This window comes from Bacillus sp. CDB3, assembly GCF_002081505.1.
In the GTDB taxonomy this organism is placed as follows: Bacteria; Bacillota; Bacilli; order Bacillales; family Bacillaceae_G; genus Bacillus_A; species Bacillus_A cereus_AT.
In genome coordinates this window covers 1-19,332 of record NZ_ALBR01000015.1, presented here as the reverse complement: position 1 = coordinate 19,332, position 19,332 = coordinate 1, and the positions used below count along the sequence as shown (strand labels likewise).

Here is a 19,332-nt window from a genome sequence, read left to right as displayed (position 1 = left end):
AGCCCTCACCAATCGGGCTTTTACGGCAGTCAATTCCTGTCTACCTTCTTTGCTTTACAGCCGAATTTTGAGGCGGGAGTCTTACTACCAACAGATAGCAAGACAAATTCCATCCTCTATTAAACAAGAATGGAATCCATTATTATTGAGCTGGATATGGTACTTCTTTTTCTATAATCGTTACTCCATCTCGAACAATTTTATAATGTCCCTTTGAACCTTCTTGAATTACAAATTCTAAAGAAATAGTCGCTGACTCAGTAATCGTTCTCGTTTCAACTGGTCTATCCATTTTTTGCTGCATATCTTCTTTATAAATTTCTATTGTTTGCGGTTTTTTCTCACCTGTTGCAGAAGCTTCATACGGGATGGAAATATTATCCACTTTTACTGTTTTCGTCACTTTGGGCTTCGGACCATCAGAGATAACAATCGTTACTTTATCTCCTTCTTTTAAAGGTGTCCCAGGTTTTGGAAATTGAGAAATAACAAGTCCCTTTTCAACAGTATCTGAATACTCCCTTTTTATATCAGAAACAAGCTTTCTTTCATTTAAGTAACCTTTTACACTATTTTCAGTCCATCCTGAAAAATCACCTGGCCTAATTTGATAAGGCCCTTTACTTACCCAAATCTTCAGTTCTTGTTCTGCCTCTATAACCATTTGATCAGGCGTTGGTATTTGCTCTACGATTTCACCTTTCGGCTTATCATTTTCAATAAAATTAATGGTAACCTGTTTATATTTTTCTTCTAACTCAGCTCTTATACTCTCGAAATCTTTTCCTGTGAAGTCACTCATTTTACTTTTCTTTTTTCCACCTGATTGATAGATAGTGATTTTAGAGCTTTCTTTCACTACTCTTCCGGCTATTGGATCTGTTTTTATCACTTTTCCCACTTCAACATTATCTGTATATACAATGTTAGGTTCTGTAACTTCAAAGCCTTTTTCAACTAATGTATTTACAGCTGTCGTATACTTCATACCAGCCACATCAGGAACCTTCACATCTTTCGGAATAAAGAAGCCTGGAATAACAGTAAGCGCTAATGTTATCCCTATCGCTAAAAGTAAAAATGTTGTAATTAAAACCTTCAGCCATTTGTTACTGCGCTTTTTCTTCTTACCTGGTTCGGTCTCTTCTTTTCTTGCTTGTTCATCCACTTTACTTCCTTTTAGCACAATTGTTTCATCACTCACATTTTGGAATAATTGTTCTTGTTGAATGATTGGAATCGCTTTCGTTGCTTCCATATCTTCTGGTATGTAAAATGGTTGTTCATTTATTCTTTCTGGATATAGCGCTGTTTCAATATCCCGTTTCATCGCGTTAGCAGATTGATATCGATGGAACGGATCTTTCGCAGTTGCCTTTAATATAATATTTTCAACACTTTGTGGAATATTTTCATTCCATCTTTTTGGAGATGGTATTTCATTTTGTAGATGCTTTAAAGCTATTGCAACAGCAGATTCACCCGAAAACGGTTGTCTTCCTGTTAACAATTCAAACATAACAATCCCAAGTGAATAAATATCTGATTGTTTATTCGCTATACCACCACGTGCTTGTTCTGGTGATAAATAATGTACAGAACCGAGCACCGAATTTGTATGTGTAATTGTTGTTGCACTTGTAGCTGTCGCAATTCCAAAGTCTGTGACTTTTATCACTCCATCATCTCGAATCAAAATATTGTGCGGCTTTATATCACGATGCACAATCTCAAAATGATGGGCGTGTGCCATGGCGGACGTTAACTGCTCCATTATATCAAGAGCTTCTCCTATCGGTAACATCCCTCGATCAATTATGTATTGCTTCAATGTTCGTCCAGGTACATATTCCATTACAAGATAATATATACCATCCTCTTCCCCAACATCATACATATTCACAATATTTGGATGCGACAACGTTGTAACAGATTGCGCTTCTCGATGGAAACGTTTAATAAACTCTTCATTATTTGAATAGTCGAGTCTTAATATTTTTACCGCTACATCTCGGCCAAGTATTTCATCATGAGCTAAATATACATTGGCCATTCCTCCACCGCCAATCATTTTCAGCAGCTTATAACGGTCATTTAAGCGTTTTCCAATCAGCACGTTGCACTTCACCTACTTTCGTTTGCCGAATCCGCATAATCAATAATAACGAGGGTGATATTATCTTCTCCACCACGATCATTTGCTAATTGAATGAAATGCTCTCCCTTCGCCTCGAGCTGTTCATTCAATTGTAAAATTTGTTGCATATCAGCCATAGGGACTTTGTTAGACAATCCATCAGAGCAAAGAAGCAATTGATCATCTTCTTCGAGAACTAATGTTTTAACATCTAATCCGACTGTTTCTTCTGTACCTAACGCTCTTAATAGAACATTCTTTTTCGGGTGATATTCTGCATCTTCTTTTGAAATTTCACCGTGCCTAACAAGTTCATTTACAAGTGAGTGATCTTCCGTTATAAGCGATATTTCTCCCTCTGATACCATATAACAACGACTATCTCCTATATGACCTATTGTTACAAAACTAGGTGTACAAATCGCTACGATAACCGTTGTTCCCATGCCATTACATTCTACATGCTGCTTAGAGTAAGCATATATACGCTCATTAATAATTCCAACGTTAGTATGTAACCACTTTTCTACTTTTTTAGGCTCATTCATATTATGCGTTTGCTTCCAATAATCATGGAATAATTGAATAGCCATCGAGCTAGCTACATCGCCAGCTCGATGACCTCCCATTCCATCTGCTACTACCGCTAAAATATTTCCATCTAAATTGTGAAAAACTCCTGCACTATCTTCATTATGTTGACGAACTTTCCCTTTATCCGATAGAAACACGGCTTTCATCTCGTCACCTCGTCTCTTCTTTGCGCTCCTTTGCACGCAACTGACCGCAGGCTGCATCAATATCATGACCTTGTTCACGGCGAATTGTTACATTCACTCCACGATCTTTTAGCGTCTTTTCAAATAAGAAAATTTGCTCTCGTGGCGTACGTACATAATCACGTTCTGGCACGTAGTTTACCGGAATTAAGTTTACATGACATTTTACACCTTTTAAGAGCGCAGCAAGTTCTTCAGCTTGCTCAACTTGGTCATTTTCCCCTCCAAATAAGCCATATTCAAACGTAATACGACGCCCTGTTCTATTTACATAGTATTTAACAGCTTCCATTAAATCTGGTAGCTTATAAGCACGGTTAATCGGCATTAATTTTGAACGTAACTCTGTATTTGCAGAATGCAATGAAATCGCAAAATTGATTTGCATATCTTCTTCAGCGAACTTATAAATTTTTGGAACAATTCCACTTGTTGAAACTGTCATATGCCTTGCACCAATATGAATTCCTTTTTCATGATTTACAATGCGTAAGAATGACATTAAGTTGTCATAATTATCAAACGGCTCTCCAATTCCCATAACAACAAGAGAACTTACACGCTCTTCTGTTTCATCAAGCGCACGCTGAACTTCTACTACTTGCGCTACAATTTCTCCAGCTTCTAGGTTTCGTTTTAGCCCACCAAGTGTAGAAGCACAGAACGTACAGCCAATTCGACAACCAACCTGTGTTGTTACACAAATCGAATTTCCATATTCATGTCGCATTAATACCGTTTCAATAGAGTATCCATCGTATAACTGGAATAAGAATTTAATTGTTCCATCCGAAGACGTTTGTTTTACTAATGTATTTAAAGTAGTAATATCAAAGGAATTCGACAATTTATCGCGCAATCCTTTAGAAAGGTTTGACATATCCTCATAATTTTTTACACGTTTTTTATATAACCAATCAAAAATTTGCCCTGCACGGAATTTAGGTTCCCCTTGTTCCTTTAACCAATCTTGCATTTCATGAAGTTGTAAAGAGTAAATTGACGGTTTCTTTGTTTCTAGATTTTTCTTTTGTTTTTTTACAGTTGTTTCCATGATGCTACACCTTCTTTCTTAAACAAGCAATATAAAAGCCATCTGTTACAAAATAATGCGGTAAAATTTGTACTTGACCTTCATCAATGTACGGACTTAATTTTTCTGGCATACGTTCTTTTATCGTAGTATCCCACTCAAATTCAGGATGCTCTTGTAAAAACCGTTCTATTACTTGTTCATTTTCTATTTTTTCAATTGTACACGTACTATAAACAAGGCGACCACCTTGTTTTAATAATGGTGCTATTTTTTCTAATATCGCAAATTGAATCGTTGATAATCGTTCACTATCGCCCTTATCTTTCCCTAACTTAATATCAGGTTTACGTCTTATAACACCGAATCCTGAACATGGCGCATCTACTAATATTTTATCAAAGGTTTCATTTTCAAAATGCTCTTGAACTTTTCTAGCATCTAATGCCTTTGTTTCTACATTTTCTAGACCAAGTCGATCTGCTTGTTGTCTAATTAAACGCACTTTATGTGCATGTAAATCAAGGGACATTACCTTACCAGTTCCCTTTAATCGCTCTGCAATATGCGTTGTTTTCCCGCCTGGGGCAGCACAACTATCAAGGACTGCATCGCCCTCATTTGGTTCTAAAGCACGTGCCACCAGCATAGAGCTTTCATCTTGAATAGAGAGAAATCCTTTTTTAAACGCTTCTGTATGCGCTACATTCCCTCTTTCAATTTGAATTGCATCATCTGACAAATCGCCACGTTTCGCTTCTATACCCTCGTTTGCTAATAGCTCAATCGCTTCTTCCACCGTAACTTTATCAACATTCACACGTGCTGTCGGTACAGGTGGTAACATATTTACTTCACACATTTTCCCTGCTGTCTCTAAACCGTATTCAGATACCCAGTCTTGTACAAGCCAAGCTGGATGACTCGTTGTAATCGCAAGACGTTCTACCGGATCCTTGATTTCTTCTAACGACGGTACACCTTCTCGCTGAATTGAACGTAATACTCCGTTCACCATGCCTGAAATCCCTTTATGCCCACGACGTTTCGCAATCTCAACAGCTTCATGAATAGCCGCTCTTTCTGGAACTCGGTCTAAATATAGCATTTGATATAAAGATAGGCGAAGCAACACCCTTACCCAAGCCTCAACCTTCTTTTTTAAAAATGGTTGTAAATAGTAGTCTAATGTGTCACGACGTTGAATTGTTCCATATACAATTTCAGTTAATAAGCCTATATCTTTTCTATCAATTGCACTTTTTTCAATCAGGTTATTTAAAAGTAAGTTGCTATATGCGCCACTTTTTTCTACTTGAATTAAACCATCAAGAGCTAACTCACGAACATTTTGTCTCATTCATTTTCTCCTAACTTCGTGCCAATTTCAGGTTTTGTTCCACGTAAAAACTGTGAACAACTCATGCGCTTTTTACCAGACGGTTGTAATTCAGTAATTTTAACACCTGTCTCATTACCTGTTGCAACAACAAATCCATCTTCTTCATGAGCGATTATTGTACCTGGTTCAGCTTTCTCTGCCATAGAAACTTTCTCTCCCCACCATACTTTTACAACTTGTCCTGCTAAAGTTGTATAAGCAACTGGCCATGGATTCAATCCGCGAATGTGATTGTATACTTCTTCACCTGTTTTTGTCCAATCAATTTTCTCTTGCTCACGTTTTATATTATATGCGAACGTTACTTCATCTTCATTTTGTTTAATTGGTTCTAGCTTACCTTGGATTAATAAAGGTACTGTTTTAGATAGAAGATGTGCACCTGCTTCACTTAACTTATCGAATAACGAGCCCGTCGTTTCACGCTCGTCAATTTCCACTTCTACTTGCGTTAAGATATCACCAGCATCTAATTTTTCTACCATATACATAATTGTAATGCCTGTTTTCGCTTTTCCTTCCATGATCGCATAATGAATCGGTGCACCACCGCGAAGCTCTGGAAGTAATGATGCATGGACATTAATACATCCGTACTTTGGTGCTTCTAAAATTTCGTTTGGTACAATCTGACCGAACGCAGCTGTTACAATTAAATCTGCCTCTAGTGCTAATACTTTTTCATATTCGTCTTTTTCACGAATTTTCAGTGGCTGTAGCACCGGAATACCATGTTTCTCTGCTTCAACTTTAACTGGAGTAGGCGTTAAAACCTTTTTTCTACCTACTGGACGATCAGGTTGTGTTACAACACCCACTACGTCATATCCATCCTCGATAAGACGACGAAGCACCGGTACAGAAAAGTCCGGTGTTCCCATAAATACTACTTTTATCATTCAAAAACCGCTCCTTTTAACACCTATTCTAATTCGTTTTCTTCATAATATCTCGTCACTTTAGATGTAAATAAAACACCATGTAAATGATCGATTTCATGCTGAATCGCACGCGCTAAGAAGTCTTTTGCTTCTAATAAGAATATTTTCCCACGACGATTTTGCGCACGCACTTTAATGTAATCTGCACGCTCCACTTCACCATAAAGTCCCGGAAAGCTTAAGCAGCCTTCGGGACCTACTTGTTCACCACGTTTTTCTAAAATAACCGGATTTATTAATTCTATTTTACCCGTATCATCACCGATATCAACAACAGCAACTTGTAAGCTCACACCTACTTGTGGCGCAGCTAAACCAACGCCGTCTGCAATTAACATTGTTTCATGCATATCTTTTAACAATTTCACTAACTTTTTATCAAAGTTAATTACTCTTTCGCATGGTGTTTCTAATACTTCATTTGGATGCTTTACAATTTCTAAAACTGCCATATTTCCCTCCGCTACATTAACATTGTTGGATTAAAATCAATTGAGATTTGTAGCTCTTTTTGCATTTCTGCTTGATAATGTTCATTTACCATTTTGAGCACGTTCTTTAAGTTTGGTTCCCGTTTGTATTTTATCATGCATTGGTAACGATATCTATCTTTTATCCTTGGAATCGCTGAAGCAACTGGGCCTAACACCATTGTTTGCTGTGAGCAATGCGTTCGTAAATGACCGACAATTTTTTCCGTCACTTGGACTGCCTTTAATAATTCTGGATGAGATACGGTTACAAGCACAACGTAATAATACGGCGGATATTGTCTTGTTCGTCTCATTTGCATTTCATGTTCAAAAAACACATCATATTGCTGATTCTTTGCTAATTCTATACTGTAATGTTCCGGTGTATACGTTTGAATTACAACTTCCCCTGGCAATTCATGCCTTCCAGCACGTCCACTCACTTGCGTCAATAGCTGATAGGTCTTTTCACTCGCTCGAAAATCAGGTAAGTGCAGCATCGTATCTGCCGTTAATACACCTACAAGCGTCACTTTCGGAAAATCAAGTCCTTTTGCAATCATTTGTGTTCCCAGTAATATATCTGCTTTCTCTTCCCCAAATGCCTTTAGTAATTTTTCATGCATTCCTTTACGGCTTGTTGTATCTACGTCCATTCGAATGACTCGCGCCTGTGGAAATAGTTTTGTGATTTCTTCTTCTACCTTTTGTGTACCAGTACCAAAGAAACGAATATATGTACTATTACAAGCCGGACACTCTGTTGGCATATTTTCCTCATGGCTACAATAATGACATTTTAAACGATGATTCATTTTGTGGTATGTCAACGAAATATCACAATGCGGACATTGTACGACATATCCACAATCACGGCACATCACAAACGTAGAATGTCCCCTTCTATTTAAAAAGAGAACCATTTGTTCTTTCTTTTCTAATCGATCTGCTATTTTCTCATGTAGTGCCTTTGAAAACATTGAGCGATTTCCATCACGAAGTTCTTCACGCATATCTACAATTTCTACGGTCGGCAAAGCTTGTTCATTCATACGTTTCTCCATCGTCAGCAGCTCATAGACACCCTTTTTTGCTCTAGCAAATGATTCAAGTGTTGGGGTTGCACTTCCAAGAACGATTGGGCACTTATGATATTGCCCTCTCCACACCGCTACATCTCTTGCATGATATCTCGGATTATCTTCTTGCTTATAACTCGATTCATGCTCTTCATCTATAATGATAATTCCTAAATTTTCAAAAGGAGCAAAAATAGCTGAACGTGCACCAACTACAACTTTCACTTCTTTTCTTAAAATCTTTCGCCATTCATCATATTTTTCACCAACTGAAAGCGCACTATGAAGAACCGCAACTTGCGAACCGAACCTACCTTTGAAACGATCTACCATCTGAGGCGTTAACGCGATTTCCGGAACAAGTACAATAGCTTCTTTTCCCTTTTTCAACACCGCTGCTATAGATTGTAAATATACTTCTGTCTTCCCACTTCCTGTAACACCATATAGTAAAAATGGATTATAAGTTTCATTTGCAATTGATGATAAGATCGGTGTAATAACTTGCTTTTGCTCCTCAGTAAGCGGAAATGGTTTCGTTTGTTCAAAATCATCATCGTCATATGGATTCCGATATACTTCCACATACTTTTCTGAGATTAGTCCCTTTTTAACAAGTGCTTTTATTGGAGCATCTGTTATTTGCAACTCTTCTGTTATCACTTTCAACGGTACACTTTTATAATTTTCCACAAAATAATAGAGTACATCTTGTTGTTTTTTACTTTTCAGTTCAAATGCCGCTAATTCTAATTTATCTTCTGGCAACTCCGGCTGTACTACTCTTTGTTTTTTCTTTTGCACTTTATCCTTTACCTGATAAACAACTTCAATCGTGCCATTTTTAATTTCTTGTTGAATAGTGCGGTATAGATGTGGCTGCGTCTCAATCGCTTCCCAATCTATCGCCTCTTTGTTTTGAAATAAAAACAGTAGTTCAGGTGCTACTTCTTCTTGTTTACGAAGTTGTATCCGTTTTTTATACGTCGCTTTTATCGCTGTCGGAAGCATCACTTGAAAAGCTGAAATCATATAACATAACGTTTCACTTGTAAGCCAATATCCAAGCCTTAATAATTCCTCATTTAAAACCGGAGTAACATCTAATATTTCATGGAGTGCCTTTAATTTTTTACTTTCTACCTCAGCCGAGTCCTTTATGCCAATAATAAAGCCTTGCAATTTTCTTGGACCGAATGGAACTACTACACGCATTCCTGTTTGCACGATATCTTCCCATTTTTTAGGGATGATATAATCAAACGGCCGATCTGTTTGACGTGCTGGTACATCAACAATTACACTTGCAAACTTCATACACAATCATCTTCTAACATCATTTCGATTTGCTTTAATATTTCACGAGCCACTTCTTTCTTTGTTAAAAGTGGTAACTCAATAATCTCTCCATCTTTTCTATACATTGTTACAATATTCGTATCTGTACCAAAGCCAGCTCCTTGCGCCTTCACATCGTTCGCAACAATCATATTTGCATTTTTCTCGCGTAATTTTTTCGTCGCATATTCTTCTATATTCGTCGTTTCAGCTGCAAATCCGATAAGTAACTGTCGCTCTTTTTTCTCACCTAATGTTCTTAAAATATCTACTGTTCTTTCCAATTCAATAACAGCATCGCCATTTTTCTTTTTCATTTTATTATCGTGAACATATTTTGGGCGATAATCTGCAACTGCCGCTGTCTTGATAACAACATCTACATTCTGATAATGTTGAAGAACTGCCTCTAACATATCTTGTGCAGATTCTACTTGTATTGTTGTTACATGTAATGGCGGATTTAATGCTGTCGGTCCTGACACAAGTATGACATCAGCACCTAAGCTTGCTGCAACTTCTGCAATCGCATACCCCATCTTTCCAGAAGAAAAATTCGTCATAAAACGGACTGGGTCAATCTTTTCACGTGTCGGGCCAGCCGTTATTAATATTCGCTTTCCTTGCAATGGTTTTTGTTCTGAGAAAACCTCTTCTAACCTTCCAATAATCACCTCAGGTTCTTCCAGTCTTCCCTTAGCTACATAACCGCATGCTAAAAAGCCTTCGCCAGGCTCAATAAATGTATATCCTAACGCTTTTAACGTCATCATATTTTTTTGAACAATTTTATTTTCATACATATGCACATTCATAGCAGGCGCAATCCAAACTGGAGCTGTAGTAGCCAACAACGTAGTCGTTATCATATCATCCGCAATACCATTCGCTAACTTCCCAATGCAATTCGCTGTAGCAGGTGCCACAAGTACAACATCTGCCCAATCCGCTAAATCAATGTGAGCGATAACCGCTGAGTCTTTTTCATCAAACGTATCCGTATATACATCGTGGCGAGAAAGCGCTTGAAATGTAAGAGGTGTAACAAACTTCATTGCCGATTCACTCATCATTACTTTTACAGTAGCACCCGCTTGTGTCAATTTACTCGTTAACGCAGCTGCCTTAAAAACCGCAATGCCTCCTGTTACACATAGAAGTATCTTTTTCCCTTTTAGCATATGACTCGTCCTCTTTCTTTTTCAAACTTATTCTACTGAAATAGAATTTTCAGCTCGTCAGTACCAATATGTCGTTCCACCTTTTTACGATTATTTCTTCCCTATCGTAAAAAAATAACAACCTACTTGTAAATAGGTTGTTACCGTTACATAGAAAATTATAAAGTCTATGTTTTAATTTGTCGAAAAGAATGTCTTAATCGATGATTTTGTCTTCGCTTGGTACATATTTTAATACTTCTGCATCGATTTCTTCTAATGATTTACCTACACATTTATGAGAAACAGGTTGCTCAATAACACAATTGTTCGCAAGTTGCATTTCACGCGCACGCTTTGCAGCTACTGTTACAAGCGTATATTTAGAATCGATTTTTGTTAATAATGAATCAATTGATGGATTTAACATAATTATAGACCCTCCGTCATTTCTTTATAATATTTTGCTACTCTTTCGCGGCGGCAATGTTCGCCAACCACAATTGCTTTAATTCTGTCGCAAGCTAATTCAACTTGATCGTTTTCTACAACATAGTCATAAGCATCCATCATTTCGATTTCTTCTTTCGCTACAGTTAAACGATTTTCAATAACATCTTCAGTTTCTGTACCACGACCGACAATTCGGTTCTTTAGTTCAGATAAACTTGGAGGTGCTAAGAAAATAAATACACCTTCAGGGAAGGCTTTCTTAACTTGAATTGCTCCTTGTACTTCAATTTCTAGGAACACGTCTTTTCCTTCTTGTAATGTTTTTTCAACATAATCAATTGGTGTTCCGTAATAATTACCAACAAACTCAGCCCATTCAAGTAACTTTTCATTACGAATCATTTCTTCAAATTCTTCTCTCTCTTTAAAGAAATAATCCACACCATCTACTTCACCTTCACGCGGTTTACGCGTCGTTACTGAAATAGAATACTGAAAACGTGTATCCTCATGGCTAAATAGCTCTTTTCGAACCGTTCCTTTTCCAACCCCAGAAGGTCCTGAAAGAACGATGAGCAATCCTCTTCTACTTCTCATAAATATGTAAAACCTACCCTTCCTCACTTAAATCTTCTTTATTATTCAAACGATGTGCAATCGTCTCTGGCTGAATTGGACTTAATACTACATGCCCATCATCCATAACAATAACCGCCCTTGTTTTTCTCCCATACGTAGCATCAAGCAAAGCATTATGTTCACGTGCTTCCTGTACTGTTCGTTTAATAGGAGCTGACTCCGGACTTACAATAGCAATAATTCGATGAGCAGATACAATATTTCCGTATCCAATATTTAAAAACCGCATGGCCATAGTTTGCGCCTCCTAGTAAGTCTATCCGATTTCTCCACCACGTATAACTTTATATATTTTTTGAAAGCTACTCAATATTTTGTACTTGTTCACGAATTTTTTCAAGGTTATTTTTCATTTCTACAACATATTTTGAAATTGTTAAGTCATTTGCCTTAGAACCAATCGTATTAATTTCTCTATGCAGCTCTTGCACGATGAAGTCCATTTTCCTTCCAACAGGCTCTTCAATCTGCAGTGTTTCACGAAATTGATCTAAATGACTTTGTAAACGAACTAACTCCTCGTGAATATCACAACGCTCTGCAAACATTGCGACTTCTGTTAGCAATCTTTGTTCATCTAAATCTTGATTATGTAATTCTTTTAAGCGATTTTCTAATCGTTCACGATATTTTTGTGTAACAATTGGTGCATGTGGAATAATTGCATTTACACAATTGTGAATCTCTTGCAAACGATACGCTATATCTTTATGTAATCGTTCTCCTTCGCCATCTCTCATCGTTTTTAACATATGAGTAGCTTGGCGAACAGCCTCATATAAACTGTTTTCAAATTGTTCATTTACATTTTCTATTTCTTCAATTGCCGTTACTTCTGGCATTCCCATTAGTTGCCCGAGTGTAATAGAATCTTGTAATTGAAATTTCCCTTTTATATCTTCCATAATGGATTGGTACTGCTTGAGAAGCTCCCAATTCACACTTAATTTTCTTTCAACAAGCCCTTCACCTGTTATACTAATAGACACTTCAATACGTCCACGGCGAACTTGTTCTGCAATTATTTTACGAATTCTGTCTTCAAACACCATCATTTGCTTCGGAAGTCGAATACTCATTTCTAAAAAGCGATGGTTCACCGACTTCATTTCTACTGTTATTTGAAAAGTATCATTTTCTACTCTCGACCTTCCAAATCCTGTCATACTACAAATCATCTTTATCACATCCAAGCCATGAAATAACTCAATGAAAAAGGTAATAGAGACAAGGCTCTACTACCTTCTGTAAATTATATCATATTTTCATATCATTGACTATTTCAAGTTTAGTCCCTTCTTATATAACAGTGGCTTTTTCTTTTTATCCTTCGTTCTTGTTAATAAAGATCCTACTAATAAGAAAGTCGGAATAGATGATAATCCTCCAATTAACAACCAATCTCGTGCTTGTATCGGCATTGTGCTAAAAATCGGCTGTAATGGTGGATAATATATAACTACAAGCATTAACAGTAAAGAAATAATAACCGCCCCTACTAAATATATATTTCCAAACGGGTTACGATGAAATATAGAATGTTCACTACGACAATCAAATACATGAATAAGCTGAGCAAGTACTAATGTTGCGAAGGCTACCGTTTGTGCATACTTTAATTCATTTGGATGCTGGTTAAATGCAATAATAAACGCTACTAACGTCACTGCTCCGATTAGAAAACCACGACTTATAATTTTCCACGCAAGCCCTCTAGCGAACACCCCTTCTTTCGGATGGCGTGGTGTTCTCTTCATGACATCTCCTTCAGGCTTATCCAAACCTAATGCCATCGCTGGTAAACCGTCAGTAACTAAGTTCACCCATAAAATCTGAATTGGAACCATCGGCAATGGCAGTGCAAGTAACATCGCAAATAACATAACTAAAATTTCACCAACGTTAGATGCTAGCAAATATCGAATAAACTTCCGAATATTTTCATATATGTTTCTACCTTCTTTAATCGCCGATTTAATCGTAGCGAAGTTATCATCTAACAAAACAAGTGAAGAAGCTTCTTTTGCAACATCTGTCCCTGTAATCCCCATCGCAATCCCTATATCAGCTGTTTTAATAGCTGGAGCATCGTTCACTCCATCACCTGTCATAGCTACTATATGCCCCTTATTTTGCAGCGCCTTAACGATTTTCAATTTATGCTCAGGAGACACTCGAGCGAATACATACGTATCTTCTACAATATCTTCTAATGCCTCTACATCCATATTCGCAAGTTCTACACCTTCAACAACGCGTCCACCCGCTGGTAAAACCCCTAACTGTTCCGCAATTGCCATTGCTGTCACTTTATGATCTCCCGTAATCATTACCGTTCTAATACCAGCTTCCTTACACTCCTTCACCGCTTGCGCCACTTCTGGTCTTGGCGGATCTATCATTCCTTGTATTCCAACAAGCATAAAATCCTGCTCTACTTCTCTTTCATGCTCAATTGAATCTGTAGCTTTTAACGGTTTAAATGCCACCGCAATCGTTCGTAAAGCTTGACTTCCTAGACTATGAATCGCTGCCTGCACTTCTTTTCGATACATTTCACTTAAAGGCTGCTGTTTATTCCCCCATAAAATCGTTTGGCTCATTTGCAATAGAACATCTGGCGCTCCTTTTGTAATAACAAATTTTTCCCCTTCACGATCACGAACGATAACGCTCATCATTTTTCTAGTTGAATCAAAAGGAAATTCACGAATGACTTCAAATTTTCCTTTAAGAGCTTCACGTGATATTCCCGCCTTCATTGCAGCAGCTACGAGAGCTCCCTCTGTTGGATCTCCATCTAACACATACGTCTTTTTCTTTTGAATAACATTCGCATTATTACATAAACAGCCAAATGTGAGTAGTTGATACAGTGATTTCGTCTTAGTAGGGTCAATTACTTCTTCACCTTTCATAAACGAACCCGTTGGCTCATAGCCTTGACCTGTTACTTTCCACAATTCTCCGCCTGACCACATATGTGTTACCATCATTTTGTTTTGTGTCATTGTTCCTGTTTTATCTGAGCAAATAACAGAAGCACACCCTAACGTTTCTACAGCTGGCAACTTTCGCACAATTGCTCTCTTTTTAATCATGCGCTGTACACCAAGTGATAGCGCAACTGTAACGATAGCTGGTAATCCTTCCGGAATAGCCGCAACTGCGAGCGAAACCCCAGCCAAAAACATGTGATACACTTCATTCCCCTGATATACACCAGCTAATACTACAAGAGCTGTCAAAATAAGAGCGACAATAATTAAAATTTTCCCTAGCTGTTCTAACCTTCTTTGTAATGGTGTTTCCATTTGCTCAGCATTTTGCAACATATTTGCAATTTGGCCCATAGCTGTATTCATTCCAGTCGCTATGACTACCCCTGTTCCAGCACCTCTCGTTATCATCGTCCCCATAAATGCCATGTTTTTTTGATCACCAATTGAAACATCTTGGCCTTGTAATGCTTCTACCTTCTTTTGTACCGGTACTGACTCCCCTGTAAGAGCAGACTCTTCGATATATAAACTTGAAGATTCCACAAGACGAACATCCGCGCCAATACGATCACCACTAGAAAACTTAATAATATCACCTAAGACAAGCGCTTTAGACGGTGCTTTTACCCACTTCCCATTTCTTAGCACCGTAACTTGAGGAGCTGCCAACTCTTTTAAAGCTTCCAACGATTTTTCAGCTTTCCTTTCCTGAAAGAAACCAAGGATACCATTGATAATAACGATTGCAACAATTGCAATTGAATCGATATATTCTCCTAAAAAAGCTGAAATAATTGTTGCACCAAATAAAACAAGTACCATAAAATCTTTAAATTGCGCTAAAAACACCATAAGTGCAGAAGGCCGCTTTGCTTCTTGCAATTCATTTGTACCAAATTTCCTTAATCGCCCCTCTGCTTCTTGTTCTGTAAGACCTACCTCCACATTCGTATTCGTTCTTTCCTCCACTTCATGTGCTCGCATTTCATACCAATTCATCCTGCCATCGACCTCCTGATTCCAGACATACTCTAATGAAAGCTTATTCAGCCTCGTCCAAAAAAATGCTATAATTAACTTTTAGTTAGAAAGGAGTGTTCATTTATGGCATTCGATGGATTATTTACAAGAGCGATTACACATGAAATTGCAAATTCTCTTTACACGGGAAGAATTTCCAAAATATATCAACCTTCAAAATACGAGGTTTTATTACATATTCGCGCAAACGGAAAGAATCAAAAACTGATTCTCTCCGCTCATCCGACATATGCACGTTTACACTTAACAAACCAAAATTACGATTCACCCGCACTTCCACCAATGTTTTGTATGCTTCTCCGCAAGCATTTAGAAGGTGGTTTCATTGAAAAGATTGAACAAATTGATTTAGAGCGCATTATTCAAATTACAGTTCGCAGCAGAAATGAAATTGGTGATGAATCGCTAAAGACATTAGTCATTGAAATCATGGGACGACATAGTAACATCATTTTAGTAGACACAAAAACAAACAATATTTTAGATAGCTTAAAACACGTTTCTTTAGCAGTAAACCGACATCGAACTGTATACGCTGGAGCTGAATATATTGCACCACCAGCACAACATAAAATTAACCCGCTTCAGATTGAAACAGATGATGAATTTATTAGACCGCTAGACTTTCTATCTGGAAACATGGATAAACAGCTTGTCGGCACCTTTACGGGAATATCACCGTTATTCGCAAAAGAAGTAGTGAAAAAAGCAGGTATGGTAAATGAAAAAGCATTGTCTGAAGCATTTTTCTCCATACAAAAGCCATTACTAACTCATACATATTCACCAACAATGAGTACTGCAAACGGGAAAGAATTCTTTTATCTTTTCCCTCTTACGCACTTACAAGGAAAAGAAAAAACATTCTCATCAGTAAGCGAATTGTTAGATCGCTTCTTCTTCGGTAAAGCAGAGCGCGATCGTGTAAAACAACAGGCGCATGATTTAGAGCGCTTTATGCAAAATGAAAAAAATAAAAATGAGAAAAAACTCATTAAACTAGAAAAAACATTACAAGATGCCGGGAAAGCAGATAAATATCAACTTTTTGGAGAGCTACTTACAGCCAATATGTATGCTTTGAAAAAAGGTGACAAAGATATTGAAGTCGTTAACTATTACGACGAAAATGGTGGGACTGTAAAAATCACATTAGATCCTTTAAAAACACCATCCGACAATGCACAACGCTATTTCCAAAAATATCAAAAAGCAAAAAATTCAGTTGTTGTTGTAGAAGAACAAATCGAAAAAACAAATGAAGAAATTCTTTATTTTGATAGCTTACTTCAACAAATGGAAGCTGCTTCTTCAAAAGACATCGAAGAAATTCGCGAGGAATTAGCCGAAGAAGGTTATATGCGCAATCGCAAAGCAAAAAATGCTAAGAAGAAACCAACTAAACCGGTATTGGACAAATATTTAGCTAGTGATGGAACAGAAATTTTCGTTGGCAAAAACAATAAACAAAATGATTATTTAACAACGAAATTTGCCCGTCGTGATGAAATTTGGTTACATACGAAAGACATACCTGGCTCTCATGTTGTCATTCGTTCTTTGGAACCCGCTGAAGAAACTTTACTAGAGGCTGCAAAAATCGCCGCTTATTACAGTAAAGCAAAAGAGTCTAGCTCTGTACCTGTTGATTTCACGAAAATACGCCATGTCAAAAAACCGAGTGGTGCAAAACTTGGCTTTGTTACATATGACAATCAGCAAACTGTATATGTAACACCGGATGCTGATACTGTAATGAAATTAAAAGCATAAATATTAAAAAATGCGTTGCTTGCAAGCGACGCATTTTTTATATGGTTTCAATTCAGTTCATATATCCATTCACTAATTCATAACATCTTTCTTCCCTTCAATATTGTCAAAAAAATTGACAGTGTCATTTCACATCTGTATAAATTTTTTTACAATATGTATATAAAGTGCACCTCCAATCAATACTTTTTCATCCCCCCACTGATTATTGAAGTAATCTTGACTTTATGAACAAACCGCCTCCCACAAATAGCGGGCTAATTTTTTATCTCCCCTAAAACACATGTAGTTCCTACTATCTTTTCTTCAAATATACATTTTGGCACGCTATTTGCTTTATTCAATACTGTGAAAAGGGGGAAATTAACATGACTTTAAGAATTAATAAAATCCAAAATCAACTACAAAAATATGAAATTGACGGATTACTTATTACAAAAAAAGAAAATCGTCAATATGCAACAGGCTTTACAGGCAGCGCTGGCGCCGTCTTAATCTCTGCGGATAAAGCGGTTTTTATAACTGATTTTCGCTACGTAGATCAAGCGAAATCACAAATAAAAGACGCTGAAATTGTTATGCATAAAGGAAATTTAGAGAAAGAAGTTGCAAATCAAGTATCGAAATTAAACATTCAAAAACTTGGAATTGAAGAAAATAACATGACATTACAACAATATAAAAACTTACAAAAATACATACATGCGGAAATGGTGCAAGTGTGTGAAATTATCGAAGATATTCGTATTATTAAAGACACACCTGAAATAGAAACAATGAAAATTGCGGCTAATATTGCTGACGAAGCATTTCACCACATCCTTAAGTTTCTAAAACCGGGAATAAGTGAAAATGATGTACGAGATGAGTTAGAATTTTTCATGCGAAAAAAAGGTGCTACATCCTCATCATTTCAAATTATTGTAGCTTCTGGCGTTCGTTCTTCACTTCCCCATGGAGTTGCATCAAATAAAATAATCGAACGAGGCGACATCGTTACATTAGATTTCGGTGCACTTTACGACGGATATTGTTCCGATATTACACGTACTGTAGCAATAGGGGAACCATCAGAAGAATTCAAAAAGATATACAACGTTGTACGAGAAGCGTTAAAACGTGGGACTGAAGCGATTAAGCCTGGAGAAACTGCGAAAAGTATCGATGATATAACGAGAGATTACATTACAGAACATGGATACGGTCAATATTTCGGTCACTCTACTGGTCATGGTCTTGGGTTAGAAATACATGAACCGCTTCGCCTATCCCAAGAAAGTACGGCTACTTTAGAAGAAGGTATGGTTGTTACAGTTGAACCAGGTATTTACATACCAAACTGGGGCGGTTGTAGAATTGAAGATGATATCGTCATTACAAAAGACGGATATGAAGTTATTACAAAATCAAATAGAGAACTAATTGTTATTCCTTGTTAAAAATCATGAACTTTTTAACAGGAGTTTGTTCTTTACACATAGAATTCCTTCTCTGGAGTAATTGTTTAAAGAGGGGGAATTTTAATTGAACTTTGTAATCGATAAGATAGATGGTTTACAGCTTGAGTTTTCAAAAATTGTTTCCATGATGAATTACGCTCGCTATACAACAATGCAGGCTGTCGAAGGCTTAACAATTGAAGAACTTGATTATTTATATGATGATGAAGCAAATTCAATTGGCATGTTATTGTACCATATGGCTGCTATTGAATTTTACTACCAAATTCATACCTTTGAAGATCGTGAACCTACAGATACTGAATTAGAACGCTGGTTACCTGCTGTTGAGTTAGGAAATCTTGGACGTGAGAAAATAAAAGGAAACTCAATAGAATTTTACATAAATATGTTACAAGAAGTACGTTCCAAAACGATTGAAACTTTTCAATCGTTACCTGATGAATGGCTATTTAAAACGACAGACTTTTGGCATGACAAACCAGCAAATAACTACTTTAAGTGGTTTCACGTATTTGAAGATGAGATCAACCATCGCGGACAAATTCGTTTAATTAAAAAGATGCAAAAAGCTCATTCAGTAAAGTAAGAAAATGCCACCGAATAAGGTGGCATTTTCTTC

At 37.1% G+C, this 19,332-nt stretch carries 16 protein-coding genes; 3 read left to right on the top strand and 13 right to left on the bottom strand.

The window, feature by feature from the left end; translation table 11 throughout:
• Window positions 1–142: 142 nt before the first annotated feature.
• The 13 genes from pknB to CDB3_RS05150 all read right to left on the bottom strand — a co-directional run bounded on the left by pknB (window position 143) and on the right by CDB3_RS05150 (window position 15,435).
• Window positions 143–2,116 (bottom strand): Stk1 family PASTA domain-containing Ser/Thr kinase, encoded by a 1,974-nt coding sequence (gene pknB / locus CDB3_RS05210; protein WP_128853682.1) that lies wholly within the window; start codon window positions 2,114–2,116, stop codon window positions 143–145.
• Window positions 2,117–2,124: 8 nt separating this feature from the next.
• On the bottom strand, window positions 2,125–2,877 hold the full coding sequence (locus CDB3_RS05205; protein WP_000648692.1) for a Stp1/IreP family PP2C-type Ser/Thr phosphatase: 753 nt from the start codon (window positions 2,875–2,877) through the stop codon (window positions 2,125–2,127).
• Between the two features lie 4 nt (window positions 2,878–2,881).
• Window positions 2,882–3,970, bottom strand: a complete 1,089-nt coding sequence (rlmN, locus tag CDB3_RS05200; protein WP_000450535.1) for a dual-specificity RNA methyltransferase RlmN — start codon at window positions 3,968–3,970, stop codon at window positions 2,882–2,884.
• 4 nt (window positions 3,971–3,974) lie between these two features.
• Window positions 3,975–5,309 carry a 16S rRNA (cytosine(967)-C(5))-methyltransferase RsmB gene (gene rsmB / locus CDB3_RS05195; RefSeq protein ID WP_128853681.1) on the bottom strand — a complete coding sequence of 445 codons (1,335 nt, stop codon included), beginning with the start codon at window positions 5,307–5,309 and terminating at the stop codon, window positions 3,975–3,977.
• The gene (gene fmt, locus CDB3_RS05190) at window positions 5,306–6,250 is read right to left on the bottom strand and encodes a methionyl-tRNA formyltransferase (RefSeq protein ID WP_128853680.1); all 945 of its coding nucleotides are present in this window, start codon (window positions 6,248–6,250) and stop codon (window positions 5,306–5,308) included. Before fmt ends, rsmB begins: the two co-directional genes overlap by 4 nt.
• Window positions 6,251–6,273: 23 nt before the next feature.
• Window positions 6,274–6,744 carry a peptide deformylase gene (def, locus tag CDB3_RS05185; protein WP_002173124.1) on the bottom strand — a complete coding sequence of 157 codons (471 nt, stop codon included), beginning with the start codon at window positions 6,742–6,744 and terminating at the stop codon, window positions 6,274–6,276.
• Window positions 6,745–6,755: 11 nt separating this feature from the next.
• Window positions 6,756–9,161 carry a primosomal protein N' gene (gene priA, locus CDB3_RS05180; protein ID WP_128853679.1) on the bottom strand — a complete coding sequence of 802 codons (2,406 nt, stop codon included), beginning with the start codon at window positions 9,159–9,161 and terminating at the stop codon, window positions 6,756–6,758.
• Window positions 9,158–10,363 (bottom strand): bifunctional phosphopantothenoylcysteine decarboxylase/phosphopantothenate--cysteine ligase CoaBC, encoded by a 1,206-nt coding sequence (coaBC, locus tag CDB3_RS05175; protein ID WP_128853678.1) that lies wholly within the window; start codon window positions 10,361–10,363, stop codon window positions 9,158–9,160. The genes priA and coaBC overlap by 4 nt, the downstream gene beginning before the upstream one ends.
• A gap of 196 nt (window positions 10,364–10,559) precedes the next feature.
• Entirely contained in the window at window positions 10,560–10,772 is a 213-nt protein-coding gene (gene rpoZ, locus CDB3_RS05170) for a DNA-directed RNA polymerase subunit omega (protein ID WP_000933968.1), read from the bottom strand.
• Window positions 10,773–10,774: 2 nt separating this feature from the next.
• Entirely contained in the window at window positions 10,775–11,392 is a 618-nt protein-coding gene (gene gmk / locus CDB3_RS05165) for a guanylate kinase (protein WP_001257739.1), read from the bottom strand.
• Window positions 11,393–11,405: 13 nt separating this feature from the next.
• A complete protein-coding gene (gene remA, locus CDB3_RS05160) occupies window positions 11,406–11,669 on the bottom strand; it encodes an extracellular matrix/biofilm regulator RemA (RefSeq protein WP_001251456.1) in 264 nt (87 codons plus the stop codon).
• A gap of 67 nt (window positions 11,670–11,736) precedes the next feature.
• Entirely contained in the window at window positions 11,737–12,612 is an 876-nt protein-coding gene (locus tag CDB3_RS05155) for a YicC/YloC family endoribonuclease (protein WP_128853747.1), read from the bottom strand.
• Between the two features lie 99 nt (window positions 12,613–12,711).
• On the bottom strand, window positions 12,712–15,435 hold the full coding sequence (locus CDB3_RS05150) for a calcium-translocating P-type ATPase, SERCA-type (RefSeq protein ID WP_128853677.1): 2,724 nt from the start codon (window positions 15,433–15,435) through the stop codon (window positions 12,712–12,714).
• Window positions 15,436–15,540: 105 nt separating this feature from the next.
• Between CDB3_RS05150 and CDB3_RS05145 the strand changes: the two genes are divergently transcribed.
• From CDB3_RS05145 to CDB3_RS05135, 3 genes are all read left to right on the top strand, one after another.
• Window positions 15,541–17,250 carry an Rqc2 family fibronectin-binding protein gene (locus CDB3_RS05145; RefSeq protein WP_128853676.1) on the top strand — a complete coding sequence of 570 codons (1,710 nt, stop codon included), beginning with the start codon at window positions 15,541–15,543 and terminating at the stop codon, window positions 17,248–17,250.
• Window positions 17,251–17,618: 368 nt separating this feature from the next.
• Window positions 17,619–18,689, top strand: coding sequence for a M24 family metallopeptidase (locus CDB3_RS05140; RefSeq protein ID WP_128853675.1), 1,071 nt, complete (start codon window positions 17,619–17,621; stop codon window positions 18,687–18,689).
• An 85-nt stretch (window positions 18,690–18,774) separates the two neighbouring features.
• On the top strand, window positions 18,775–19,299 hold the full coding sequence (locus CDB3_RS05135) for a DinB family protein (RefSeq protein ID WP_128853674.1): 525 nt from the start codon (window positions 18,775–18,777) through the stop codon (window positions 19,297–19,299).
• Window positions 19,300–19,332: the final 33 nt, after the last annotated feature.